Genomic DNA, 23,682 nt, shown 5'->3' with positions numbered 1-23,682 from the left:
GCACGGTTCAAGAGAACACGGCCGCGCGTTTCAACAACGCCGAGTCCGCCATGGACTCAGCTGCCGCCGAACCAGTTGTAGCCCTGGTCTTCCCAGTAGCCGCCAGGGTAGGTGTTGGTGACGAAGATCGCCTTGATGTGCTTCGGATTCTTGTAGCCCAGCTTGGTAGGCATGCGCAGCTTCATCGGGAAGCCGTACTTGGGCGGAAGCGGCTGGCCGTCGTAGCTCAGCGTGAGGAGGGTCTGCGCATGCAGCGCCGTGGGCATGTCGATGCTGGTGAAGTAGTCGTCGGCACACTTGAAGCCGACGTACTTCGCGCTCGTGTCGGCGCCGACCCTGCGCAGGAACTCGGCAAAGGGCACGCCGCCCCACTTGCCGATGGCGCTCCAGCCTTCCACGCAGATGTGCCGCGTGACCTGGTCCTGCTGCGGCATGGCGCGCAGGTCGGCCAGGGCCCAGTTGCGCTTGTCGGCGACTAGGCCGGTGACTTCGAGCCTGTAGCTCGCCTCGTCGACCTCGCGAACCTCGTCCTCGCCGTAGTACGCATTGAACGGAAACGGCCGCGTGATCATCGAGTCGGGATAGATCGGCGCGAGCTGGTTCGGGTCGAAGATCCAGGCTTGCGCGGCGTCGTTGAAGCGCGAGATGCGCATGAGGGCCGCTTCGACCGTGCTGTTGTCGCTGATGCTGCACCCGCTGAGCAGCGAGAGTCCACCCAGAGTCAGCGAGCGCTGCAGGAAGGCGCGGCGCTCGGGCGCTTCGATGCGGCGGCCGATCAGCTTTCTCGCTTCGGCAAGCGCTGCCTCGCCGTCGACACCGACCAGGGCCGGACGCTTGAAGACCTTCATTGCTTCTCTCCCCCGTGGGCGCTCAGCATCGTCAGCAAGGTGCGCGGAACCAGCGCGACCATCACCAGGTGCACGGCTACGAAGGCGACCAGCGCAGCCATCGCGAAGAAGTGGATCCGGCGGGCGAATTCGTAGCCGCCCAGCAGCTCGCGCAAGAATGAGAACTGGACCGATTTCCACAGCACGAGGCCCGACAGGACCAGCAGCGCGATGTCGAGCATCACGAACAGGTAGGCGAAGCGCTGGACGCTGTTGTACAGGCGGGGATCGGCGTGCGAGAGCCTGCCCTTCAGCGCGGCGATCGCATCGCGCCAGATGCCGGCCGGCGAAAGGGGGAAAAACTTGCGGAACAACCGCCCGCTCGCAACGTTCAGCGCCAGGTAGACGAGGCCGTTCGCCGCCAGCAGCCACATCGCGGCAAAGTGCCACTGCAGCGCGCCGGCGAGCCAGCCGCCGAGAGTGATCGATGATGGGAACGAAAAGGGAAACAACGGCGAGGCGTTGTAGATTTGCCAACCGCTGGTGACCAGCACCAGCACGGCCACGGCATTGAGCCAATGCGTGACCCGCATCCATACCGGATGGATCGGAGCGTTGGCGCGGTGCATGGCGTCGCGGTTCATGGACGCATTGTTGGGCGCGCCGGGTGGCCGATTCATCACGAAGAGTTCAATTAATCGTGATAACCGCACCGGCGATATCGCGGGACAATCCGCCGGGATGGAATCCTCTAAACGCGTCCTGATCGTCGAAGACGACGCCCACATCGCAGAACTGCTGCGCATGCACCTGCTCGACGAGGGCTATGCGGTGGAACACGCCGCCGACGGGCATGCGGGCCTGCGCGAGCTCGAGCGCGGGAGCTGGGACGCACTGATCCTTGACCTCATGCTGCCGGGCGTCGACGGTCTCGAGATCTGCCGCAGGGCGCGCGCGATGACACGCTACACGCCGATCATCATCACCAGCGCGCGCTCCAGCGAGGTCCACCGCATCCTGGGCCTGGAGCTCGGTGCGGACGACTATCTCGCCAAGCCCTTTTCGGTGCTGGAGCTGGTGGCACGGGTGCGGGCGCTGCTGCGGCGCACCGACGCGCTGGCGCGCAATGCCCGCCTGGACTCGGGCCGGCTCGATCTCGGCAACCTGCGCATCGACCCGGTCGCACGCGAGGTGGAGGTCGACGGCAAGCCGGTCGAGCTGACGCCGCGCGAGTTCGACTTGCTGTACTTCTTTGCGCGTCACCCGGGAAAGGTGTTCTCGCGCCTGGACCTGCTCAACCAGGTGTGGGGCTACCAGCACGACGGCTATGAGCACACCGTCAACACGCACATCAACCGGCTGCGCATGAAGGTCGAGACCGACCCGGCGGCGCCGCGGCGCATCCTCACCGTGTGGGGACGCGGCTACAAGTTGTCCGCTTCCGAGGCGGAAGAGAGAGACGCATGAGTGTTCGGGCCAACCTGTCGCAGCGGCTGTCCGTGGTGTTCGCGGTGCTGCTGCTCGCCTGCTGTGGCGCCTCGGCATGGCTGCAGATGGAAGCGAACGTGCGCCACGAGCAGGAGGTGACGCAGCGCCTTTCCAGCGGCCTTGCCGCGCACATCGCGAGCAATTCGGCATTGATGGAGCGCGGCGGACTCAACGAGGCCGCGGTGCGCGACCTCTTCGACAAGCTGATGGCGGTCAATCCGAGCGTCGAGGTCTACCTGCTCGCACCGGACGGCCGCATCGAGGCACAGGCAGCTCCGCCGGGACACCTGAAGCGCAACCAGGTGGACATCGCGCCGATCCGGCGCCTGCTGGCCGGCGAGCCGCTGCCCATCCTGGGCGACGACCCGCGCAGCGACGCCGTCCGAAAGGTGTTCAGCGCTGCACCATTGCGCGTCGACGGCCGTGACGCCGGCTATGTCTACGTGGTGCTGTTTGGTGAGGAACGCGAGGCGCTGGCCGCCAACGTCGCCGCCAGCAGCGTGCTGCGCACCACGCTGTGGTCGATGGGACTCATGGCGCTGCTGGGCCTGCTCGCCGGGTTGGCCGCCTTCCACTTGATCACCCGCCCGCTGCGCGAGCTGACGGCCGCGGTGCGCAGGTTCGAAACGGATGGCGTCGACGCGTTGAAGAGCTCCGTGCCAGCGCCCGGACTGGCGCGCCAAGGCAGCGACGAGATCGCGACGCTCGGCCAGGCTTTCGCACAGATGACGCAGCGCATCGCCGAGCAGTGGCGCGAGCTGACCCTGCAGGACCAGCAGCGGCGCGAGCTCTTCGCCAACATCTCGCACGACCTGCGCACGCCGCTCACCTCGCTGCACGGCTACCTGGAGACCCTGCTGGTCAAGGCCGATTCGCTGGACACCGCCGACAGCCGCCGCTACCTCGAGATCGCTCTGGCACAGAGCCGCAAGGTCGCGCGGCTGGCTCAGGAGCTGTTCGAACTGGCACGCCTCGAGTACGGCGTCGTCAAGCCCGAGAAGGAAAGCTTCGCACTGGCCGACCTCGTGCAGGACGTGTTCCAGAAATTCGAGCTGGCGGCGGAGGCGCGGCGCCAGCGGCTTGTGCCGGACATCGCGCCGGGTTTGCCGGTGGTGACCGCCGATCTGGGAATGATCGAGCGTGTGCTGACCAACCTGCTGGACAACGCGATCCGGCACACGCCGGAAGGAGGCGAAATCGTGGTCCAGTTGCGGCAGCAGAAAGAGGGTGTGCAGGTCGAGATCAGCGACACGGGCCCGGGCATTCCCAGCGAGCTGAGCAAGGTGCTCTTCACGCGCCCCGCATTCTCTTCGGGCGGAGGCCGCGCCGGTGGCCTCGGGCTCGTGATCGTGCAACGCATCCTGCAGTTGCATGGCAGTGACATCCGGCTGCTTCCGCGTCCCGACAAGGGCGCGGTGTTTTCCTTCCGTCTAACCTAGGAGAAGGCGGCGGCGAAGCGCACGAAAGCCTGCGGCCCAATTCCATTGGTGCAACTGGCAATCACGCCGCACAGGGTCTGTAGGGCCGCGCGCCAAGCAAGGCAGCACTACGCGAGCGGGCGCTCCGGAGCGGACGTCTCTTCGCTGGCCTCTGGCTGCGACGCCGTCACAACCGGCGCCGGCGAGCCTATCGCGCCACCCACCATGTGCTCGGCCAGCGATTCATAGAGGGGCCGGCTGATCATCCGCGAGACCAGGCTGGCCAGCATGGCTGAAGCCATCAGGCTCAAAACCATCGAATGGCCATCGACCATCTCCATCACGATGATGAAAGCGGTGAGCGGCGCCTGCGTCACGGCGGCGAGAAATCCGGCCATGCCCATGGCGATCAACGCAGGTCCGAGCCCGGGGCCGGCAAGCTGGGAGATCCCGTTGCCGATCCCGGCTCCGATCGACAACGCGGGCGCGAAGATGCCGCCCGGCACGCCACACCAGGCGGTGAGCCAGGTTGCGATGAACTTGAGCAGCGTATAGAGCGGCGAGAGTTCGTCGTGCCCGGCCAGCATCCGTTTCACGGCTTCGGACCCGGCGCCGAAAGTCACACCACCGGTCACCAGGCCGATCACCGCCACCGTGAGGCCGCCAACCGCAGCGAAGCGCAACGGCCAGCGCGCGCGGACGCGATTCAGCCGCTCGGGCGCGCCGGTGAGCGAAGCGATCAGCAGCCGCGCGAACAAGCCGCCTGCCACTCCCGTCGCCATCGCCACCAGCAGGCCTGGCGCCAGTGCGTCCCAGCTGATGTGGGGAACCCTGATGACGCCGAAGTAACTGAGGTTGCCGAAGGCCGACACCGCAACCAGGCCGGCCAGCACAATCGCCGTGATGATGAGGCCGCTCGCGCGCGCCTCGAGCCGGCCCGACAACTCCTCGATCGCGAACACGATGCCCGCGAGCGGTGCATTGAAAGCGGCGGCGATGCCCGCCGCACCGCCTGCGACCAGCAGGGCGCGTGCGTCGATCAACGTACCGGGCGAGAGCCAGCGTCTTGCATGTTGCATCACGCCGGCCGCGACCTGCACTGAAGGGCCTTCGCGGCCGATCGACAGGCCCGCGGAGAGCCCTGCCACCGCGAGCCCGATCTTCGCGACCGTCAGTCGCAGCGACACCAGCAGGTTGCGTCGTTCAGGCGGCAGCGCCGGATGCAGCGCGGCCTTGACCTGGGGGATGCCCGAGCCGGCAGCGCCCGGGAACCAGCGTCTCGTTGTCCAGACGATCGCCGCCGTGGCGAGCGGCGTCCAGAGCAGGATTGCCCAGGGTTGGGAGCGGTGCAGGCTGTGGAATAGCCCGAAGACCCAGTCGCTCGCGATCGTGAACGCCACCACGAACAGGCCCGCGGCCACCGCGTAGCCAAGAACGATAGCGCGGTCGAGCCAGACGCGGCCGCTGGAGAGCTCGGCGCGCAGGTTCTGCAGGAAATCGGGTTCGCGGTTCATCGACGTTCTTCTACACGATCGCTTGGAGTCGGACTGCACCGCGGCCGGGCCTCGTTGGTCCATGCACGACAATTCCGTTGGCGTTTCATAGGGGCTCGTGACTGTGACTCGGAAACAGGATTAGCTAAGCTAGCAAACTCCAGGCCGCATCAGGTCTGCGTCTGGCATGTTCGTGAAATCAAGCTTGATGATCGTCCCGCTGGGATTGGCCGTCGTTGCGCTCGCGCGACCGATCGGGCAGATAGGCGAATCCGATTCGCAAGGTCGAAGAGGCCGCTCTCGAGCGGAACATCGATCTCTCGCGCTCCAAAGGTCGGGCGACGGCAACTTGCCGAAGTGTTGAGCGCGCTGCAGGCCCGCTGCCAGACCCCGCGCGGCCCGCGTTGCGTCGGTGCCGGTTCCGTGCGCCAGCAGCGCGCCGTAGACGCCCAGCAACTCATGGCCTGAAGCGGGCCGGCGGGCCAGCAGCGCCTCGCTGAAGTGCGTCGCCGCATCGACGTCCATCAGCAGGTCGGGCAGTTGCACATGTCCGATGTGCTTGAAGACGGCCTCCCTGGTCTTGCGAGGTTCGACCTCTTCGTCCAAAGCGCTCACCGTCGGCAGATGCACCAGCCCGTCGGCGCCGATGTTCACCTTCCCACGTTCGACCGCCTCCGCGAGCGCGGACACGCCTACCGACATCGTGGCCAGGATCGGCGCCAGGAAGTCGCTGGCCTGTGACGGCAGCCCGAGGATCTGGTGGTGCTGGTCCTTGGAACTGGCCCAGTCCTCGTCGGCGAGGAGCATGGATTGGCAGGCTAGCGACGACTTGGGATCGAGAGTCTGGTCGAGCGATCAATGGCAGGCCCGCCACGCTTGGACACTCAACCTTGACCACTACATCGACTGCTTCTGGCTCGTAGGCCTTGCGCTGGCGCTGAACATTTCCGAGATGCAGTGGCAACGGCTGCTCGTTCTCGTCGGCAACGAGGGCGAAGACTTGTTGCTCGACCGCCTCATCGCGACGCGCACGCCCAATCGCAAGATCGGCGCATCGTTGTGCTATCCGAAACCCTACGCTCGGCTGTTGGAAGCGATTGATGCGCCGCAAGACCGACAGGCATTGCTGTTGAGCCAATTCGTTGAGCACTGGTACAAGGAAGTTGGCAACGCTGCAAAGTCCGGCCAGCAGAAGCAGGCCAGCGCTTTCAAGGCTCCAAATTGGCACAACTACCACCGCCTGGAAGGAGGCTACTTCGGCTACTGGTGCGTGGAGGCCGTGGCGGCTGTCAAGGCTTTCAGCCTGGACGACAGGTTGTGCGTCGGCCACCCTCATTACCCTGGCGATCTTCTTCGTCCCGAAGTGGTCACTGCGCCCAACATGTCGCGCCTCTTGCCCGAGTTGGCTGCTGCGATTGGTGCTCCTCCTCAACCGCACCGCCGTTCACAGGTGAGCCGCGCCAGCTCACCAAGTGGGAGGCTCTCAAGATGATGGTCAAGAACAAGCTGAACTCTTAGCGACGGTATCCAGTTGCGAGCAGCGAAGGCGGCACCGTGAACATGGTGGGCGCGAGGTCGATGCCGCCAAGGACATCGTCATCAACGGCGGCCAGGTCACCATCCAGGCTGCCACCAACCAGTTCGGCCACCGGCACCAGCAGCACCAGGGCGAGGGCCTGACAGCCAACCAGTTCATCTGGCACGACCCGACCACCGGCATCAACGCCAAGCGGACCATCAGCGCCGCCGACACGCTCGCCCTGTTCGGCACCACGGTGAATGCGTCGGGCACCCTCACGCTCAACACCGACACGCTGGATGGCGCAAACCCTGCTTGAACGTGGGGTGCAGGTACAGAATTGGCTTCCGTCGTCCGTTACGGTAATCAGGCCAACGCCCTGGCCATCGCCGAGCGCCAGAGGCAATTGGAACAGCTGACAGGGCATTTCTTCGCGCACCCGTCGGACCGGCTCGCGGCGGCGCTGCCCGCACGGAAGCGGCCGACCCCGCTCCCGGAGTTGCGATTTGTTTTGAGTGCAAAAAGTGACACATCAACCCATGAGCATCGGCGCGTGCTCGGGCCGCGTCGTTGCTGGGGATTCGATCCGTCACTTTTGACACCGAAGACAAATCGCCCCCTTGACCACCAGGGCCTAGTCGACGTCTAAAGCAAGCCATGGGCTATGCTTGCCTTGTTGTAGCCACTAGGCTACAATTGAGGCATGTACACAGTCGTCGAATCCGAGGAGTTCGAGGAATGGCTCTCGGGGCTGAAGGACGGCCCGACGCGGATTCGGCTCGCGCGCAGGCTTGACAAAGCGCGCCGCGGGAATCTGGGGGACGTCAAGTCTGTCGGCGGCGGCGTCTTCGAAATGCGCGAGTTCTTCGGCCCTGGCTGGCGCATGTACTACGTGGAACGGTCAGGGACCATCATCTTTATGCTGGGTGGCGGCGACAAGTCCAGCCAGGAGAGCGACATTGAACGAGCCAAAAGAATGGCTCAGGAGTTGCGAAATGAGCAAGATCAAGACCCGTCAGTTTGACATCGCCAACTACCTCACCAGCGATGAGGACATGGCTGAATACCTTCGGCAGGTGATCGAAGACAACGATCCCGCCGAGCTCGCCGGCGCGCTCGGGGCGATCGCGCGAGCCCGTGGGATGGCCCAACTCGCACAAGACACCGGCCTTTCGCGCGAGAGCCTCTACAAGGGCCTCTCAGGCGATCGAGCGCCCAGCAGCGAAACGCTGTTCAAGGTCATGCGGGCCTTGGGCTTTAAGCTGACGGTGGAAGTCGCACACAACTAAGTATTCCTCGCTGCCGATCAGGCGAAAAATCAACGACTTGTTGACGCCGCGGAGGAGGAAATGATTGTCGATCACTGACGCGTCGAGCGGGGCCACCGCCGTTCTCAGCGCGAGAGCATCGCCAGTCCGCACCTTGATTCCACGACGGGCCGCACCCCGCGAAAGCAGCGGACCGGTTGACCACAAGTATTTCGACCTTGACCGGCCTTATTGGACAGAGGGGAAGGCGCGCTTGACTGACGGGGGAGCCCTTGTAGCGACATTACTAAATCGCTCCAACATGGAGGAGGAGGCCAAGCGCTTGTTATGTTGAACGCGCGCCGATGTCGGAGGCCGACGTCGAAAAGCTGCTCCTGCAGACAGTCGACCCGGGCTCCCTTTGGGGTGCACCTCGATTCAGGGGACAAGTCGCGCATCTCCTTGACCGGCGCACAAGAAGAGACGACTCTGCTGTGGGCACGGCGAGCAGTGGCTGCGCCCGCACGGTTCCACGCGCGGATGAATGCCGCTGGTCTGCTCGTCGGCTTGGTGAGCCAAGCTGCCCGCTGAGCGCCAAGCTCCCCCCACTACTTCACTTCAAGACGGAATATTGAGTCGGCGACGACGCGCCGTGCGACACAGCCCATCAAGGCCCGTCCCAACAAGCCATAGCAGCGCGGCCTGGGTGATCGTGCTTTCCATGTAGATTGATACGCGACTTTACGAATGCAGGCAGCCTTTATCATCGGCATCCGGCTCTGCGCACCGGTTCAGGATCTCCGTGCGCACGGCGTCGCGCAGCCGGATTGACGCTGACCAGTCGTCACCATCCGCACGGATCGGGGCACTGACCCTCACGCTGATCGGCACGCGGCGTGGGAACCACTGGCCCTCGCGCAGCACGGAGCGCGTGCCGCGGATCGTCACCGGCACCACGGGCACTCCGGCCTGCGCTGCCGTAGAGAACGCGCCCGCACGGAACGGCAGCAAGCCTGGCACGCGCCGGAACGTGCCTTCCGGAAAGAACAACATGGCTGTGCCGGCGCAAACGCTGCGCGTCACCCGCGCGACGTCCTCCGCCCCGCGCTGCGCGTCGTCGCGGTCTACAAAAATGGCGCCGAGACCTCGCAAGTACACCCGTGGGATGAACTGTTCCTGGAGCGCTCGCTTGGCGACAAAGCGGAAATGGCGCGGCAGTGCGGCGACCAGAGTGATTCCATCCAGATAGCTCGCGTGATTCGCCACGACCACACAGGTCGCTTCACGCGGCAAATTCTCGAGTCCCTCGACCACAAACGGGAGCCCGGACAACCGTAAGAAGAGCCGGGCCGCATGGTGACTCAGCGCCCAACTCCAGGACGACTTGGGCAGCAATGCGGCCAGCGCCCACGTGATGGGCGCGAGCATCCAGAACACCAGCCAGACATATCCAGCGTAGGCCACCGTCGCACCGACGCGCCAAGCGCGCCGTAGTTGCGGCAGTATCGCCTGCCATGCAAACCGCGCGATCTGCCGCCACGGCGCCGGCTGCGCGGCCGAAGCGCCACCGTTCTCGTACAGTTCGCGGCTGGCCGCGCGACGAATCTTGCCGCTCGATGTCTTCAAGACCGTGTGCGGCGGCACCAGGACCACGTCGTCCGGCGGCGCACCGAGGACGCTGACCGCGGCGGTGTTGATCTGGCGGCGCAGTTGCGCCTGCGCCTCGGGGGGCATACCGCGGGTTTCCGCCATGACAATGACCCGTTCGCTGCGGGTCCCGGGGTCCGGGCTGCCGAACACGGCGACGCAGCCCTTGCGGATAGAGGGAATCGCGCCGACGACCTCCTCCAGGTCATACGGGTACACCTGACGGCCGCCCCGAATGATTACGTCCTTCGCCCGCCCGGTGATGTAGACGTCGCCTTGTGCCATGTAGGCGTAGTCGCCCGAGTCCAGCCACTCGCCATCGAACAGTCGGCGCGTCTCTTTCGAGTTGCGGAAGTAGCCACTGGTGGCCGATGGTCCCTTGAACAGCAGACGCCCTTCCTGGCGTTCCGCCACCTCACGTCCCGTCGAGTCGACTAGGCGGACCTCATGGCCCGGCAGCGGCTGGCCGCATGCCACGACCAGTTGCACGTCAGACGCGCCGGTCGCCGCGGACAGCGCGCGGCCCGAGCGCGAGAACGCTTGTCGGTCGATGCGGTCGACTATCAGACCCCGCCCTGGCGGCGGGAAGGTCAGGCCCAGCGAAGTCTCCGCCAGTCCGTACACTGGTGCCAGGGCTTGCGGCCGCAGCCCGTAGCGGGCGAAGCGTTGCTGAAATTCCAGCATGGTCGTCGCGCTGACCGGTTCGGCGCCGTTGAACGCAAATCGCCAACTGGAAAGGTCGAGCCCGTCCAGCGCGGCCTCGTCCAGCTTGCGCAGGCACAGCTCGTAGCCGAAGTTGGGCCCGCCCGAAAGCGTGCCGGAGTGCCGGTGCACTGCCCACAGCCAGCGTTCCGGTCGCGCGAGAAACCTCAGCGGCGACATCACCACCAGCGGATACGCGTAGTACAGGCTGCCCAGCCACGCCCCGATCAGCCCCATGTCGTGGTACAGCGGCAGCCACGAGACGAAGACGTCTTCGGAGCTGACTTGCAGGACCTGCCCCATGGCCCGCAAGTTGGCGAGCAGGTTGGCGTGCGTCAGGACCACTCCCTTGGGACTGCTGGTACTGCCGGAGGTGTACTGCAGCAAGGCGATATTGCTTGCATGGGCAGTGAAGTGTTCCAAGGAGGCAGTACACGAGGACAGCTCTTCAACGGTGCAGACAACGCGCAGCGACGGCACCTGCGACTTGAGCAGCGTCGCCAGCGCCTTGGCCTGCAGTACGGTGATCAACACCGTGGCCAGCGCGTTGGTGAGGATGCCGACGTGACGCCGCAGGTGCTCCTCGATCTGCGCCGCCCGCGCCGGCGGGTAGATCGGTACCGGGATGCCTCCGGCGAGCAGAATGCCGGCGAAGCTGAAGAAGTACTCACGGCCGGTCGGCAGCATGAGCGCCACCGGCTGACCCGGCAGAAAGCCGCGATCCAGCAGCCCCGCGGCGACGCAGGTGGCGCCCTGCTGCAAGTCGGCATAGCGCAGGCGCGTCAGTCCGTCGTCGCCGTTGTCGATCACAACGTGCTCGCGCTGCGGATGAGCCCGCACGTGCCAGTCGAGCACCTCCTGCAGGGTCGCCGCCGCGTACGGCGCTTGCGAGACGCGTTCGGGCACCGGCAGCCGCTGTGTCTGAAGCACTTTCGTCTGGTGTGGACCACGTGCGGCCAGCAGCGCGCGCAGCAGGTCCCGTGGCGCTTCGGCCATGCTCAGCATATGCTCCGGCGGGCGTACGCCGAACGCGCGCTCGAGGCGCATCAACAGCTCCACGCGCGCCAGGCTGTCCAAGCCAAGGTCTTCCTCGAGCGCGCTGTCCAGCGTCACCGGGCCCATATCCGCGCGACCTGGGTGGAGTTCGGTCAAGACCTCCCGCACGATCCGCAGTACAGCCTCGTCCGACACTGCGCGAGGAGGCGAGTCTACGTTCATTGGCTGATTACCGTTGCTGCATTTGGGGCCCCTCTGGTGGAGGTGCCATCAAGGTTCTTTCCATCGGCGAGACCATCCTGCGCCGTTCTCGACGGCCCCGGCAAGAAAGCCATCGGGGCGTGAAGTCGCGCATCAACCCCATGCTCGACTTCAAGGTCTTCAACCACGCGGCGGTGACGATCGCTGGCGTGGAGTTGTTGCATCGCATCCGCAAGGGCCAGTTCGATCTCGCCCGGCTGCCGTTCGAGGCCAAGGTGCGCCCACGATCTGGAACGCCGTGCTTCGGCCCGACCTGCGCGGCGCTTTGGCAAGTTACTCGGCCACGCTAAAGGTTTGCACCGCCCCACTTGGAATGATCGTACTTTTCACGGAAATTGGGGCGCTTGGGGCAAAAACACTTTGCGCGGCAACGACTTGCGAGCTCGGGTCATGTCGTGACCACCGGTCGCCGTAAAGCCTTGATCTCCAACGGAATATCGCCGCTGGCCGTATCAGTTTGCGCAAAAAGTACGTTCACTCCGATTCCCTGTCCGTTGGCCCTCATCACGCGAGCAACCCGTTTATTGGTTCACCGGGCGCCCGCGTGCAGTTCACGCGTCACGCGCGTCGATAGCCGTACCCAGGCAGCTCGTCCTGGATGTCACCGATGAGTTCGACCAGACGTCCATCGGTAATCTGCTCAGGCTGCACGGTAGTAGTAGGTGCTGCGCGATGATTGGCAGCGATAACGGCGCCCGCATTGGATATGTGAACTTGCGCCGAACCAAATTCCAGCATGATCAGGACGTCTTGGTGAAGGGGCGGCGCATTGCACGCTCGCACGCTGCACGACGGTTTTGATGGTCGCGTCGACATGCGATGGATGAGGCGAGCTTGGCGCGCGACATCCAGGAACTGCTTGACGAACTCGGTGCGCGGGGTATTGCGGTCATCGTGTCTTGGGGCATGCGCTTCATGAAGGGGAACGGCAAGCTGGCGCACATGGACAAGTTTCCCCTGCATCAAGGGACCATCTACCTCGAGCGGGTGACGCACCTCCGCAAGCCGGAATCCGCGGTCTGACGCCAGTGAAAAGGGGTACCAGGCAGCCGGGGGGTTGCACCGTATCCGTCATCTGCTTGCGCTGCGGAATCCCTTGTTCGGGGCGCGCCCATAGGAGCGCGGGAAGTGGACGCGACAAGGTCGAGGCCAGGGCGGAGCGGCTTCCCCGGCTTTGTCAACGAGTCGGTTCGTGAGCCTGAAGCGCCCGCGTCGGGGCTTGTGGGCCAGCAGGAAGAGGCCAAGCAGCGAGCTGAGCCCACCTGCTGCTGCGTCCAGCCCAACCAGGCGCTGCACCGTTGCACGTTGCGATGTCATTCAATTGAACAACAATAAATCCGTTGTTCCCTGACTTGGAGGCCCGCCATGGTCGCAAACGCATTGGTACAGACCCGCATCGACGCTGACGTGAAGGAGCGCGCCACCGCAGTGCTCGACAACATCGGCCTCACCGTCTCGGACGTGATGAGGATAGTTCTGACACGTGTGGCCAAGGAGGGCGCATTGCCGGCGGGTTTTACCGTTGACGCTGCGGCCCATGACGCCTGGTTCCGAGCCAAGGTGCAGGAGGCCTTGGATGATCCGCGCCCCGCCGTCCCGCACGAGAAAGTTGAAGTGCATTTCGCCAAGCGCCGCGCAGCTGCGCTGCTCAAAGCGGGTGAAGGTGAGGCGTGAGGCTGGAGTGGTCGCCGTTGGCGATGGATGACCGGGAGCGGATTTTCGACTTCATCGAACAAGACGATCCGCGCGCGGCGATTGCAGTGGGCGGCGACGCGGTGGCGCTGTCGGGGCGCCCATCGGCCGGTGGGCGCGGTGGTTCGCCCAGGTATCCGCAACGGTGGCCGGAATCCTCGGCAGCCGTGCGTGCAATTGCAATGTGCTAGCGTTGCGTTTGCAATTCATGGTAATGTTCCCCCATGACACGACAAACCCCCCAGCATCAACCCAGCCCGGTCGCCAAGCGGCTGATCCCCGCGCCGCAGGGCGTGCCGGCCGCAGGCGTCATCACGGGGTTCATCGAGGAAGCAGCTCAGGACGCCGTCGAGCAGTCGAAGGCGGTGCATGAGCTGACCGCGCGACTTGAGAGCGTCTTCACTTCGCTCAGCGATCTGCGCGCCGCCAAGCGCAAGGGCGCTGCCGCGCTGACCCGAGCGAAGGTCTTCGTTGAGATGCACGAGGCCGGCCACCATCGCATGAACTTCAATATCGACCTTGCGGCGACGCTCGCCGCGAAGCCAGTCACCGCAGCAGCGGTCCGGCAATGGTTCGAAGCGACCGGCATGGAGCGGCGCAAGGACCTGTTCCTCGCCCTGCACGTGCATCCATCGACGCTCTCTCGCGCCGGGCCGGAGACCGAGATGGACGCCTCGGTGACCGAGCGGATGTTGCGCCACAGCGACCTGCTGGTGCGCGCCGCCGAGGTGTTCGGCGAGGATGGTAAGACTTGGCTCACCAAACCACACGATCTGCTCGGGGGAAAAACGCCGATGGAGTTCGCTGGCAACGAATTCGGCGGTGCCAAGGTGCGCGCGATGCTCAACGCCATCGAGTACGGCGGTGTCGTTTGAGCATCGCCGTCTGGCGCATCGGCAGCACCAAGGGCCTGACGCTCTCGACGCTGTGGCTCGGCTCGACCTTCGAGTCCGGGCGCTGGCACCGCACGCCGCCCGAGGGCCAGCCGGTGGTCTACGCGGGCGGTACCCGCGCGCTGTGCCAGCTTGAAAAGCGTGTGCATTGCAACGGCGTGCAGCCGCTCAATCAGGCGCTCCTGCGGCTCGACCTGCCTGACGATGCGGTGCTGATGGACATCCGCGAGGCGGGACTGCCGGACAACTGGCGCGCCGATGAGCTGTGGACACAGAGCGCCGGGATCACGTGGCGCGCCTCGGGCGCCTCGCTGGGCCTGTGGGTGCCGTCAGCCGTCGAGCCGGACGAGTCCAACATCTTGCTGAACCCGGACCATCCGCAGTACGCGGCGGTCACGATCACGGTCGAGCGCAACCCGTTCCGGTTCGACAAGCGGATGTTCTGAAGGCCGACGCCTGCGCTGATTGGGGGCGCGGTCAACCTCGCCATGAGCGGCAAGCAGGCGTATGACAGCGCTCAGGCCTTGGCCAGCGGCGGCCAATTGAGCTACGGCGTCAGCGTCAACCTGAGCCGCAACGAGAGCCAGAGCACCAGCGTCACCACCAGCAAACAGGCGGTGGGCTCCAGCGTTGTGGGCAGCAACAAAGTCAACATCGTCGCCACCGGCGGGGGCAAGGATTCCAACATCCTCGCGAGCGGCTCCACCATCGCCGCCGGCAACACCGTCAACCTCGCCGCGGACAATGACATCACGCTGCAGGCCAGCAAAGACACCAGCGTGATGGTAGGCCAGAACAGCAGCAGCGGCGCCAACGTCGGCGTGACCTTCGGCGCCGGGGCGCAGAACGGCTTCAGCATCCAACTGGGTGTGAGCCAAGGCAAGGGCAGCAACAACCAGGACGACACCCGCTACAACGCCACGCAGGTGAGCGGCGGCAAGGCCGTCAACATCGCCAGCGGCGGCGATCTCACCCTCAACGGTGCGGTGGTCGAGGCCAACCGTGTCACGGCCGACGTCGGCGGCGATCTGAGCATCGCCTCGCTGCAGGACGTGAGCGTGGGCCAGAGCCGGCAATCGAGCAGCGGCTTGAACGTGAGCCTGTGCATCCCGCCCATCTGCTACGGGGCAGTTGCCACCGTGAGCGGCAGCGCCGCCGGCGCCAAGAGCAATGGTGTGTTCGTGAGCCCGAACACCCAGGCCGGCATCAAGGCCGGCGACGGCGGCTTCGACGTGAACGTTCGGGGCAACACGACGCTGACGGGCGCGGTCATCGAGAGCACCCAGGCGGCCATCGACGCAGGCAAGAACAGCTTCGCGACTGGAGGCAGCCTGACGATGAGCGATCTTCAGAACGTCAGCAGCTCCAGCGGCAGCAGCTACGCGGTCAGCGGTGGGGTCAGCCTGGGCTACACCACGCAGGCGGACGGGAATCCATCATGGGATCCCAAGGAGGGGCAGCGGGCCGTGCCGCCCAGCGGCAGCGCCGGCGTAGGCAGCGACTCGGGCAACAACCAAAACAGCACGACGCGAAGCGGCATAAGCGGCATCGCCGGAGACCAATCGGTCAGGACCGCCGACAACGCCAGCGCCGGGACGCTGGTCAAGGACTGGAACACGGGGTGATCGTACTTTCGGTGAGGAATGACACGGTGAGGGCGGAAATTCCCTTTGAAATCCACGACTTACGAAGCCCGGTCGTACGCAGAAAGTCCGAACTCGCAAGTCCTTGTCGCATAGCGACTTTTCGACCCAAAGCGCACCGATTTGCACGATAAGTACGACCACCCCATTAACGAGAACGGCGATTGTCATCTCCGTATTTTTTTCAGGCACACCCCGCGCAGGTCCAACCTTGCTTCATCACTGCGAGCCGTCAAGCGGCGGTGGAAATCGGTTCGTTTCAGTTCCTCGGTTCGGATTTTCTAGTGACTGGGTCATGCCGGCATCGTGAACTGTTCCCCTCGGGACAGTATTGCCCACGCCATGCGTGCATTCTTGGCAGCTATCGCCACGATCGCACGCCAGTAGCCGCGGCGCTCGGCCAGCGCCGCGGCCCATTGGCTGATCGCATCAGTTTTATTCTTGGCTGAGTTGAGAACAGCCCGGGCGCCCAAGACCAGTAAGGATCGCATGTACGGGTCCCCAGCCTTCGTGATGTGCCCTAGCCGTGCCTTTCCGCCCGAGCTGTACTGGCTGGGCACCAACCCGAGCCAAGCGGCAAACTGACGACCACATCTGAACTCATGCCCGTTACCGATCATCGCCAGCAGCGCGGTGGCGGTGGTTGGTCCGACCCCGCGCAAGCGCATGAGTTGCTGGGCCCGGGCATCTTCGCGCGCCATCTGCGCGACGTGCTGGTCGTAGAGCGCGATCCGCTCGTCCAGCCGCGTCAACTCGCTGAGCAAGTCGCCGATGACGGTGTTGCTCCATCCTGGTAGATCCTCCAGGCACGCCATGGCCTGGCTGCGCACGGTCGATGCCCTCAACGGCAACACGACACCGAATTCGCTGAGCAACCCGCGGATCCGGTTGATGGTTGCCGTGCGCTGGTCGACGAATCCTTGGCGCACGCGATGCACACTCAGTTGCGATTGCTGCTCCAGGCTTTTGATCGGGACGAAGCGCATGTTCGGCCGTTGCATTGCTTCGCAGATCGCCGCCGCGTCGGCTGCGTCATTCTTGCCGCGCTTGCCAGAAAGTCGATACGGGCTGACGAATTTAGGCGCCATGAGCCGCACCGTGTGTCCATGGCTTTTGAACTGGCGCGCCCAGTGGTGTGCGCCTGAGCACGCTTCCATGCCGATCATGCAGGGCGGCAGCGACGCGATCAGTTCGAGCAACTTGGCACGCGCGACGTTCGGGCGTACGAGCTCAGGCTTGCCGGCTTCGTTCACCGCGTGGACTGCGAATACGTTCTTGGCGAGATCGACGCCAACGTACAAAATCGTCATGGGGCTTCCCCTTCAGAGTGAGTTGATGGAGCTTCGCAACCCCATCGTGGCACTCAGTTGCCGGCAGCCGCAATACCAGCGGCTTAATCCGAGGGGGAGGCCCCTTTCATTCGATTACCCCAGCTTGAGGCTGTCGCTGCGCCGCCGCGCGATGAGTTCGAGTTCGGCGCGGCTGAAACTGAAAAAGGCCTGCAGCTCGAACTCGCTGATCTCGCCCGGCATGTCGCGCAGGCCCAGATAGGACGTCTGCCAGCCTTGCATCGCCGCGCTCCTTCGCCATTCAGGGGCCGGTCACGATACGCCGCAGCGACGTGAACAGCAATGCTCGCGAAATCAACGACTTAGCGAACTGACCCCGCGCCGTTGCTGGGGATGCGAACCGTCAGTTTTGACACCGAAAACAAGTCGACCCCAGCGAGCGCGACCACGCCCGATGGCTTGATACATCGCATGTGCGACCTCGGTGTACTTGACGGTGCGCAGCTTCTTCAGGTCCGGTCGTTCCAGAACGCCGAATTGAGCGGCCATCGCGGCGGCAAAGTAGTCGTCGGGCAGGTGCAGGACACCAGCGAGGACAACGTGCCCACAGTGCGCGAAGTCGTTCAGCGAGTCGTGACGGCCCCAAGTCGTGAAGCAAACCAGCGGCTTGCCTTTCGAGGTCTTGGCGGTCGCCAGCTTGCCCGAGCGCCCGCTTCAGCGTCGCGACGTAGTTCCGCTCGCTGTCGTCCTTGAATGTCACGATCAGGACGGACTCGTCGTCCGCTTTCGCTTGCGCGACAGCTTGCTTCACCATGAGTTGGTTGAAGCCCTTGGCGCGGCCAATGTCACGTTGCGTCGAGTCCTTGCCGGAGCCGAAGCGGCCACAGTTGACCGTGACGTTCTCGTACGTCTTGATCGGGCCGGCCAGACCTACGTGACCCGGTGCTCAAAAAGGTGCAGTTACTGGCGATGAACGACCAGGGCGTCGTGTAGGACGGCAGCGGATACGGGGCCCGAGGTCGTGCGGCAAGCGTACCTGGCCGCAAAGCGACGCTATATCAGATGAGATATTGCTAATGAATTTCCGCAGCGCTAGGCTAATTGCCCTTTCAACCTCAAAGGCGAGTTCCCTCCTGGGACAAGTGAGATAGATGGACACGAGCTTTACATTCTCTAGGTCAAGAATAAAGGTATGTTACAGGAGACGAGACGTCATGCTTCAGACACGAACATGTTGGCAAGGATGATCGCGTCTTTTATTCGATCAAACTGGGAAAGAAAAAGGGTGAATCAATCCAGTTGCGCGGGCCATTTGTCAAGAACGGCTTTAGGCCGATCGGAGATAACGGTATTGACGTGGATGCTGTGAAGGTGTTGGCGGCGGCCGCCGGGCTCCCAGGCTCGTGGATGGCATATGCTATTGCCATTACAGAACTGGACGGGCAAGGCTTTCTCGACGGTAATTGGGTACCAAGCAGCTGCGAGGGTCGCCGATTTGATTGGGAAACGAATGGCACAAGACATTTGACCATTCTCAATGTCCTCTGGTCCGGCCGTGGCTGCCCTCATGTAGTCCGGATGGGGAGGTCGATGGTCTCAGCTTATCTTATAGCGCATAACCGAATCCTACAAAGGAAGATGGGCGCCTAGGGTTTGGGTTAGGCGCCACTTTGCTCACCATAGGGCGGCTTGAATTCAAGCACTTCAGATTGCAAATTGCGTAGCGAGGTAAAAACTATGGATGCAGTCATTATCGCAGCTATCATTACCGCGGCATTCAAAGCCGCTCCCCCAATTTTCGAGCGTGTCTTTGGTGGGACCCCCAGTAGCGACGCAAAAATTCAAAATTTCGTCTCAAGGAAGTACTCCGATCTCCAAAAACTTGTGACTCCGCCGTGTGTAAAGCTCCTCAAGTTTGCGGAGGGCGGTACCTATCACTCTGTCAAGCAATTCCGAACGCACCTTTACCCAAATGTGACCTTCAAAGACCACACGGAAGAAGACGCGTTCGATGAAGAGTTTGAGTATCGGCTGCGCTATCTCGTTGCAACTGGCTTTTTCATGTTCGCAACGGGCGAGTACTACATCACACACCTCGGTGCAGCATTCCTCGCGGACGCAAGGAGAAAAAGGGACTTTAAGGATGTTCTTCCATGACCACTGCTAGCGGGGGCATCCGATAGTTCCTCCGCTGTGTCCACTGTAGGGTGTGGGCTGCTGCCGGTTTCAAAGACACCTTGTTAAGGTGGAAGATGAAACCGGAGGTGGTTCATGGGAACGAGAAGGCAATTCAGCCGAGAGTTCAAGCTTGAAGCAGTCAAGCTGGTGAAGGAACGGGGTGTGGCGGTGGGGCAAGCTGCGCGCGACCTCGATGTGCACGAGAACGTGCTGCGCAAGTGGATACGCGATGCGGCGGCCGACCCGCAGCATGCGTTCCCCGGGCAAGGGGTGATGAAGCCCGAGCAGGCCGAGCTGGAGCGTTTGAGGAAAGAGAACGCCAAGCTGCGGATGGAGCGTGACCTGTTGAAAAAAGCCGCGGCCTACTTTGCCAAGGAGTCGATGTGAAGTTCGGCTTCATGGCAAAGCATCGAGGAAGCTGGCCGCTGTCATTGATGTGCGAGGCGCTCGGTGTCTCGCGAAGCGGTTTCTACGCGTGACTGGGCAGGCCACCCCAAGCCAACGCAGTCTGGACGACGAGGTGCTCGGCAGCCAGGCGCGTCAGAGCTTCCTGGGCAGCGACCGCACGTATGGTGCTCGACGGGTCTGGCACGACGTGCTGGCGTTGGGTCAGCGTTGCGGATTGCAACGCATCGAACGACTCATGCGAGAACAGGCGCTGCGCGCGCGGCCACGACGCGAGGCTTGCCGCAGGACCGTGGGGCACGCAGCGCGATCGCCGGCAACGTGCTCGACCGTCAATTCCAGGCCGATGCGCCCAACCAGAAGTGGGTGGCCGACTTCACCTACATCTGGACGGCCGAGGGCTGGCTCTATGCAGCCGCAGTGCTGGACCTGTACTCGCGTCGCATCGTCGGCTGGTCGATGCAGGAGAGCATGACCTCGCAGCTGGTGGCCGACGCGTTGATGATGGCCGTGTGGCGCCGCGGTAAGCCGGTTGCGCTGCTGCATCACTCCGACCAGGACAGCCAGTACACCAGCGAGCACTTCCAGGAGCTGCTCAAGGGGCAAGGCATCGCCTGCAGCATGAGTCGCGCGGGCGAGGTCTGGGACAACTCGGCGATGGAGAGCTTCTTCAGCTCATTGAAGACCGAGCGCACGGCCAGGAAGGTGTACAGGTCCAGGGAGCAGGCACGCGCTGACGTGTTCGACTACATCGAGCGTTTCTACAATCCGACGCGTCGTCATTCGACGCTCGGCTACGTCAGCCCGATAGAGTTCGAGAAAGCTCTAAAAGCTTAGGTCGGTGTCCACGAAACCGGCAGCAGCCCACAAAATGCTGTGCAGCGGCGCGGTAAAGGAAAAGCCTGGAAAGGACCTACTCAGGCGTTGACCCGAAGTTGTCAAGTTGGTGCGCCCGCGGATACGCCGTCAGTCATATTGCGCTTCGGCGCCAGCCTAGTAGATTCCGCGATCGCCACGCAGCGCATTCAATCAACTGCAACCCCATGCCTTCGCCAGCCTCCCCTGCAGTGAAATGCGCACCGGAAAGTTGCAAGCGGCCTCACCGGCGGCAACATCCAGAGCGTGGCGCTGAGGCCGATTCCCGCATGGTGGAAGCCGTAGGAGGCCGGGCATGAACATCCAGGTGCACATCGCACGGCTGATCATCGACGGGCTGGATCTCGGCACACACCAGGCTGCCCACCTGCAGGCCGCGCTGCAAGTCCACCTGACGCGGCGCCTGGAAGAACAGGGCCTGCCGGACTTGGCGAGCGCTTCGATCGCACTGCGGTCACTGCGCGGCGCGGCCGTCGAATTCCCACAACCCTCCGGTGTCGGCGTCCTTGGCGAGCGTATCGCCGCGTCAGTCCACGCCGGTCTCGCCAACTTCCACTCGCCGACGCGCGAGTGACACCTGCACCGAAGGAGACGCTGATGCCCGCCCCCCAAGATACTCCCAAGCTCGACGACCATCTCTGGCGCGGCGGCGAGCGGATGAACATCGTCCAGGTGCCGGACCGCTTCACCGTCCGACTCAAGCGCGGCGTGACCTCGGAAGTGGTGGAGCGCAGCTACGGTGCAGCGCACCGCCACCGCTTGCGGCGGCAGAACATGGATGAGTTCTCCGTCGATGCCGACGAGCGCGATGCGGTGATGAGCCGAGTGCGTAGCGGCGCGGACGTGGAGTTCGCGTCGCATGTCTACGCGCCGGCCAACGAACCCGAGGCCAGGCTCTACCTGACAGACCAGATCACCGTGCAGTTCCGGCCCGAGGTGTCGGATGGCGAAATCGAACGCCTGATGACGGAGCACGGGCTGCTGCCGTTGAAGGACCTGGCCGGCGTGCCGCGCGCCTTTGTGTTCCGCGTGGGTCCCGATGCCAAGGAGAATCCGATCAAGATCGCGAATCGCCTTGCCGCGAGTGACAAGGTCATCACCAGCGAGCCGAACATCGCCGTCGCATCGAAGAGCCTGTACACGCCGACCGACACGCTCTACCCGGAGCAATGGCACCTGTTCAACAACGGCGGGCCGATGCTCTCGACCGCGGCGCACATCGATGCGCCGCGCGCCTGGGACATCACCCGTGGCAGCCGCGCCGTCATCGTCGCGGTGGCAGACGACTCCTGCGACACCGGGCACAGCGACTTCCAGGGCGCGGGCAAGATCTTGTCGCCGCGAGATTTCGCCGGGCAGGACTTCGCCCCGCTGCCCGAACTCGTCGATGACAACCACGGCACCGCCTGCTGCGGTGTGGCGGTGGCTGAAGAAACCGGCACGGGTGTGGTGGGTGTTGCGCCGGGTTGCGCGCTGATGCCGATCCGCACCACTGGCACGATCGACGATGCTTCGATTGAAGACATCTGCGACTGGGTGATAGACCACGGCGCGGCCGTGATGTCATGCAGTTGGTCGGCGGCGGCGCGTGCTTTCTCCCTCACGTTGCGCATGCGTGCCGCCCTCGGCCGCGCCGCCACCATGGGACGCGGCGGCAAGGGCTGCGTGCTGGTGTTCGCGGCCGGCAACGAGAACCGCCCGGTCGACGGTACTGTCAACGAAACCGGCTGGCCCAACGGCCAGCCCATCGGCCCGACCCGCTGGCTGAACGGCTTTGCGGTGCACCCCGACGTCATTGCCGTTGCGGCCTCCAGCAGCGTGGCGACCAAGTCGCTGTACAGCAGCTGGGGAGCCGAGATTTCGGTCTGTGCGCCCAGCAACAACGTGCGAGCGGCCACCTACCCCCGGGTCGCCACGACCGCGCCCGGCCGCGGCGTGGTCACGACCGACCGGGTCGGACCCAGCGGCTACTCGACAACGGACTACACCCGCGACTTCGGCGGCACGTCCAGCGCCTGCCCCACGGTGGCCGGCGCGGCGGCGCTGGTGATCTCGGCCAACCCCCAGCTCACTGCGAAAGAAGTGCGCGAAATCCTGCAATCGACCGCCGACAAGATTCTCGACCCGGGCACCGACCCGCAGCTCGGCAACCAGTTCGGCAACTACGATGCCAACGGTCACTCGCCATGGTTCGGGCACGGCCGCATCAATGCGTTCAAGGCCGTGACGGAGGCAGTGCGCCGGGGGCAGGGACCCGCCGGGACGGCGCTGTCAAAGCGGGCGACGCCCGCGCTGGCGATCCCCGACAACGTCGTCGCCGGCATCCACAGCGTGATCGCGTTCACCGAGGCGGCCACGATCGCGTCGATCAGCGTGAGCGTGGACATCACGCACACCTACATCGGCGATCTGCGCCTGGCCCTCGGGACGCCGAGCGGCACCCAGGTGCTTTTGCACGACCGCAACGGCGGCAGTGCCGACAACCTGCAGCGCAGCTACGGCGCGGCTGACACGCCCGGCCTCGCCGCCCTGGCGGGCCAACTCGTGACCGGGGCGTGGGCACTGACGGTGCAAGACGTCGCCGCAGCCGACGTCGGCACGCTGAATGCATGGCAGATCGACATGACGACCCGCGCCGGAAGCACCGTGGTCGTCGAGGAGGCTCCGGGCATGCGCATCCCCGACAACGCCTCGGCAGGGATCGAGCGCACGCTGGTCGTCGGCCAAGCCGGGCAGGTCACCGCGATTCAGATCGATGCCGACATCACGCACACGTACATCGGTGACCTCGTCGTCACCTTGATGGCGCCGGGCGGACAGCAAGCCGTGCTCCACGATCGACAGGGCGGATCGACTGACAACCTGGTGCGGCCGTACACGTCGGCGACGGTGCCGGCGCTGCAGGCGCTGCTTGGCAGCGCGCAGGGGACATGGCGGTTGCGCGTGGCGGACCTCGAGGCGCAGGACGAGGGCAAGCTGAATCGTTGGGCGCTGCGACTGGCGCTGCAGTAGAGGCACGCTCCATGAACGAACATCCACGGTACAGCTCCCGCCATGGCGGCAAGGTCCGCAGGTTCTGTCGCACTACGGCCACGCGGTTAGATCCGT

At 64.3% G+C, this 23,682-nt stretch carries 23 protein-coding genes and 1 pseudogene; 16 read left to right on the top strand and 8 right to left on the bottom strand.

Annotated elements, in window-relative coordinates; translation table 11 throughout:
- Positions 1-56: 56 nt before the first annotated feature.
- Positions 57-848 (bottom strand): molybdopterin-binding protein, encoded by a 792-nt coding sequence (locus ACSQ9I_RS34165; RefSeq protein ID WP_436316426.1) that lies wholly within the window; start codon positions 846-848, stop codon positions 57-59.
- Entirely contained in the window at positions 845-1,471 is a 627-nt protein-coding gene (locus ACSQ9I_RS34160; protein WP_436317106.1) for a cytochrome b/b6 domain-containing protein, read from the bottom strand. The genes ACSQ9I_RS34165 and ACSQ9I_RS34160 overlap by 4 nt, the downstream gene beginning before the upstream one ends.
- Before the next feature lie 97 nt (positions 1,472-1,568).
- Between ACSQ9I_RS34160 and ACSQ9I_RS34155 the strand changes: the two genes are divergently transcribed.
- Together ACSQ9I_RS34155 and ACSQ9I_RS34150 are read left to right on the top strand one after the other, a co-directional pair.
- Entirely contained in the window at positions 1,569-2,294 is a 726-nt protein-coding gene (locus tag ACSQ9I_RS34155) for a response regulator transcription factor (protein WP_436316425.1), read from the top strand.
- Positions 2,291-3,754 carry a HAMP domain-containing sensor histidine kinase gene (locus ACSQ9I_RS34150; protein ID WP_436316424.1) on the top strand — a complete coding sequence of 488 codons (1,464 nt, stop codon included), beginning with the start codon at positions 2,291-2,293 and terminating at the stop codon, positions 3,752-3,754. The genes ACSQ9I_RS34155 and ACSQ9I_RS34150 overlap by 4 nt, the downstream gene beginning before the upstream one ends.
- A gap of 107 nt (positions 3,755-3,861) precedes the next feature.
- On the opposite strand, the gene ACSQ9I_RS34145 is transcribed toward ACSQ9I_RS34150, so the two are convergent.
- On the bottom strand, positions 3,862-5,247 hold the full coding sequence (locus ACSQ9I_RS34145; protein WP_436316423.1) for a chloride channel protein: 1,386 nt from the start codon (positions 5,245-5,247) through the stop codon (positions 3,862-3,864).
- Positions 5,248-5,376: 129 nt separating this feature from the next.
- Positions 5,377-6,033, bottom strand: a complete 657-nt coding sequence (locus ACSQ9I_RS34140) for a hypothetical protein (protein WP_436316422.1) — start codon at positions 6,031-6,033, stop codon at positions 5,377-5,379.
- Between ACSQ9I_RS34140 and ACSQ9I_RS34135 the strand changes: the two genes are divergently transcribed.
- From ACSQ9I_RS34135 to ACSQ9I_RS34120, 4 genes are all read left to right on the top strand, one after another.
- Entirely contained in the window at positions 6,032-6,718 is a 687-nt protein-coding gene (locus ACSQ9I_RS34135) for a PoNe immunity protein domain-containing protein (protein ID WP_436316421.1), read from the top strand. The genes ACSQ9I_RS34140 and ACSQ9I_RS34135 overlap by 2 nt on opposite strands.
- Positions 6,699-7,064, top strand: coding sequence for a hypothetical protein (locus tag ACSQ9I_RS34130; protein WP_436316420.1), 366 nt, complete (start codon positions 6,699-6,701; stop codon positions 7,062-7,064). The genes ACSQ9I_RS34135 and ACSQ9I_RS34130 overlap by 20 nt, the downstream gene beginning before the upstream one ends.
- A gap of 384 nt (positions 7,065-7,448) precedes the next feature.
- Complete coding sequence (locus tag ACSQ9I_RS34125) at positions 7,449-7,769, top strand: type II toxin-antitoxin system RelE/ParE family toxin (protein WP_436316419.1); 321 nt, start codon at positions 7,449-7,451, stop codon at positions 7,767-7,769.
- The gene (locus ACSQ9I_RS34120) at positions 7,741-8,034 is read left to right on the top strand and encodes an addiction module antidote protein (protein ID WP_436316418.1); all 294 of its coding nucleotides are present in this window, start codon (positions 7,741-7,743) and stop codon (positions 8,032-8,034) included. The genes ACSQ9I_RS34125 and ACSQ9I_RS34120 overlap by 29 nt, the downstream gene beginning before the upstream one ends.
- A 699-nt stretch (positions 8,035-8,733) precedes the next feature.
- Here ACSQ9I_RS34120 and ACSQ9I_RS34115 read toward each other — a convergent pair.
- Positions 8,734-11,559, bottom strand: coding sequence for an AMP-binding protein (locus tag ACSQ9I_RS34115; RefSeq protein WP_436316417.1), 2,826 nt, complete (start codon positions 11,557-11,559; stop codon positions 8,734-8,736).
- A gap of 119 nt (positions 11,560-11,678) precedes the next feature.
- Between ACSQ9I_RS34115 and ACSQ9I_RS34110 the strand changes: the two genes are divergently transcribed.
- The gene (locus ACSQ9I_RS34110) at positions 11,679-11,888 is read left to right on the top strand and encodes a hypothetical protein (RefSeq protein ID WP_093103658.1); all 210 of its coding nucleotides are present in this window, start codon (positions 11,679-11,681) and stop codon (positions 11,886-11,888) included.
- A 268-nt stretch (positions 11,889-12,156) separates the two neighbouring features.
- Here ACSQ9I_RS34110 and ACSQ9I_RS34105 read toward each other — a convergent pair whose 3' ends face one another.
- Entirely contained in the window at positions 12,157-12,336 is a 180-nt protein-coding gene (locus ACSQ9I_RS34105; protein WP_436316416.1) for a hypothetical protein, read from the bottom strand.
- Positions 12,337-12,432: 96 nt separating this feature from the next.
- On the opposite strand from ACSQ9I_RS34105, the gene ACSQ9I_RS34100 reads away from it, so the two are divergent.
- The 5 genes from ACSQ9I_RS34100 to ACSQ9I_RS34080 all read left to right on the top strand — a co-directional run bounded on the left by ACSQ9I_RS34100 (position 12,433) and on the right by ACSQ9I_RS34080 (position 15,808).
- Entirely contained in the window at positions 12,433-12,621 is a 189-nt protein-coding gene (locus ACSQ9I_RS34100) for a hypothetical protein (protein ID WP_139191639.1), read from the top strand.
- A 342-nt stretch (positions 12,622-12,963) separates the two neighbouring features.
- Positions 12,964-13,272 carry a type II toxin-antitoxin system RelB family antitoxin gene (relB, locus tag ACSQ9I_RS34095; RefSeq protein ID WP_436316415.1) on the top strand — a complete coding sequence of 103 codons (309 nt, stop codon included), beginning with the start codon at positions 12,964-12,966 and terminating at the stop codon, positions 13,270-13,272.
- Positions 13,273-13,583: 311 nt separating this feature from the next.
- On the top strand, positions 13,584-14,165 hold the full coding sequence (locus tag ACSQ9I_RS34090) for an MbcA/ParS/Xre antitoxin family protein (RefSeq protein WP_244503771.1): 582 nt from the start codon (positions 13,584-13,586) through the stop codon (positions 14,163-14,165).
- Positions 14,162-14,629 carry an RES family NAD+ phosphorylase gene (locus tag ACSQ9I_RS34085; RefSeq protein ID WP_436316414.1) on the top strand — a complete coding sequence of 156 codons (468 nt, stop codon included), beginning with the start codon at positions 14,162-14,164 and terminating at the stop codon, positions 14,627-14,629. The genes ACSQ9I_RS34090 and ACSQ9I_RS34085 overlap by 4 nt, the downstream gene beginning before the upstream one ends.
- Positions 14,630-14,671: 42 nt before the next feature.
- Positions 14,672-15,808: a hemagglutinin repeat-containing protein gene (locus ACSQ9I_RS34080; protein ID WP_436316413.1), complete on the top strand. Its 1,137-nt coding sequence runs from the start codon at positions 14,672-14,674 to the stop codon at positions 15,806-15,808.
- 311 nt (positions 15,809-16,119) lie between these two features.
- Here the strand turns inward: ACSQ9I_RS34080 and ACSQ9I_RS34075 are convergent, their stop codons facing one another.
- Positions 16,120-17,136, bottom strand: coding sequence for an IS110 family transposase (locus ACSQ9I_RS34075; RefSeq protein WP_436316412.1), 1,017 nt, complete (start codon positions 17,134-17,136; stop codon positions 16,120-16,122).
- A gap of 114 nt (positions 17,137-17,250) precedes the next feature.
- Positions 17,251-17,397 carry a hypothetical protein gene (locus tag ACSQ9I_RS34070; RefSeq protein WP_436316411.1) on the bottom strand — a complete coding sequence of 49 codons (147 nt, stop codon included), beginning with the start codon at positions 17,395-17,397 and terminating at the stop codon, positions 17,251-17,253.
- Positions 17,398-18,852: 1,455 nt separating this feature from the next.
- Here ACSQ9I_RS34070 and ACSQ9I_RS34065 point away from each other — a divergent pair.
- From ACSQ9I_RS34065 to ACSQ9I_RS34050, 4 genes and pseudogenes are all read left to right on the top strand, one after another.
- On the top strand, positions 18,853-19,272 hold the full coding sequence (locus ACSQ9I_RS34065) for a hypothetical protein (protein ID WP_436316410.1): 420 nt from the start codon (positions 18,853-18,855) through the stop codon (positions 19,270-19,272).
- Between the two features lie 114 nt (positions 19,273-19,386).
- A pseudogene (locus ACSQ9I_RS34060) lies at positions 19,387-20,535 on the top strand (IS3 family transposase).
- 334 nt (positions 20,536-20,869) lie between these two features.
- Positions 20,870-21,148: a hypothetical protein gene (locus tag ACSQ9I_RS34055; protein WP_436316409.1), complete on the top strand. Its 279-nt coding sequence runs from the start codon at positions 20,870-20,872 to the stop codon at positions 21,146-21,148.
- Positions 21,149-21,171: 23 nt separating this feature from the next.
- The gene (locus ACSQ9I_RS34050; protein WP_436316408.1) at positions 21,172-23,586 is read left to right on the top strand and encodes a proprotein convertase P-domain-containing protein; all 2,415 of its coding nucleotides are present in this window, start codon (positions 21,172-21,174) and stop codon (positions 23,584-23,586) included.
- Positions 23,587-23,682 lie beyond the last annotated feature (96 nt).

The organism is Variovorax sp. LjRoot84 (assembly GCF_964254305.1).
Taxonomy (GTDB): domain Bacteria; phylum Pseudomonadota; class Gammaproteobacteria; order Burkholderiales; family Burkholderiaceae_C; genus Variovorax.
The sequence above is the reverse complement of the archived record's forward strand: the minus strand, read 5'-3'. Positions and strand labels throughout refer to the sequence as shown.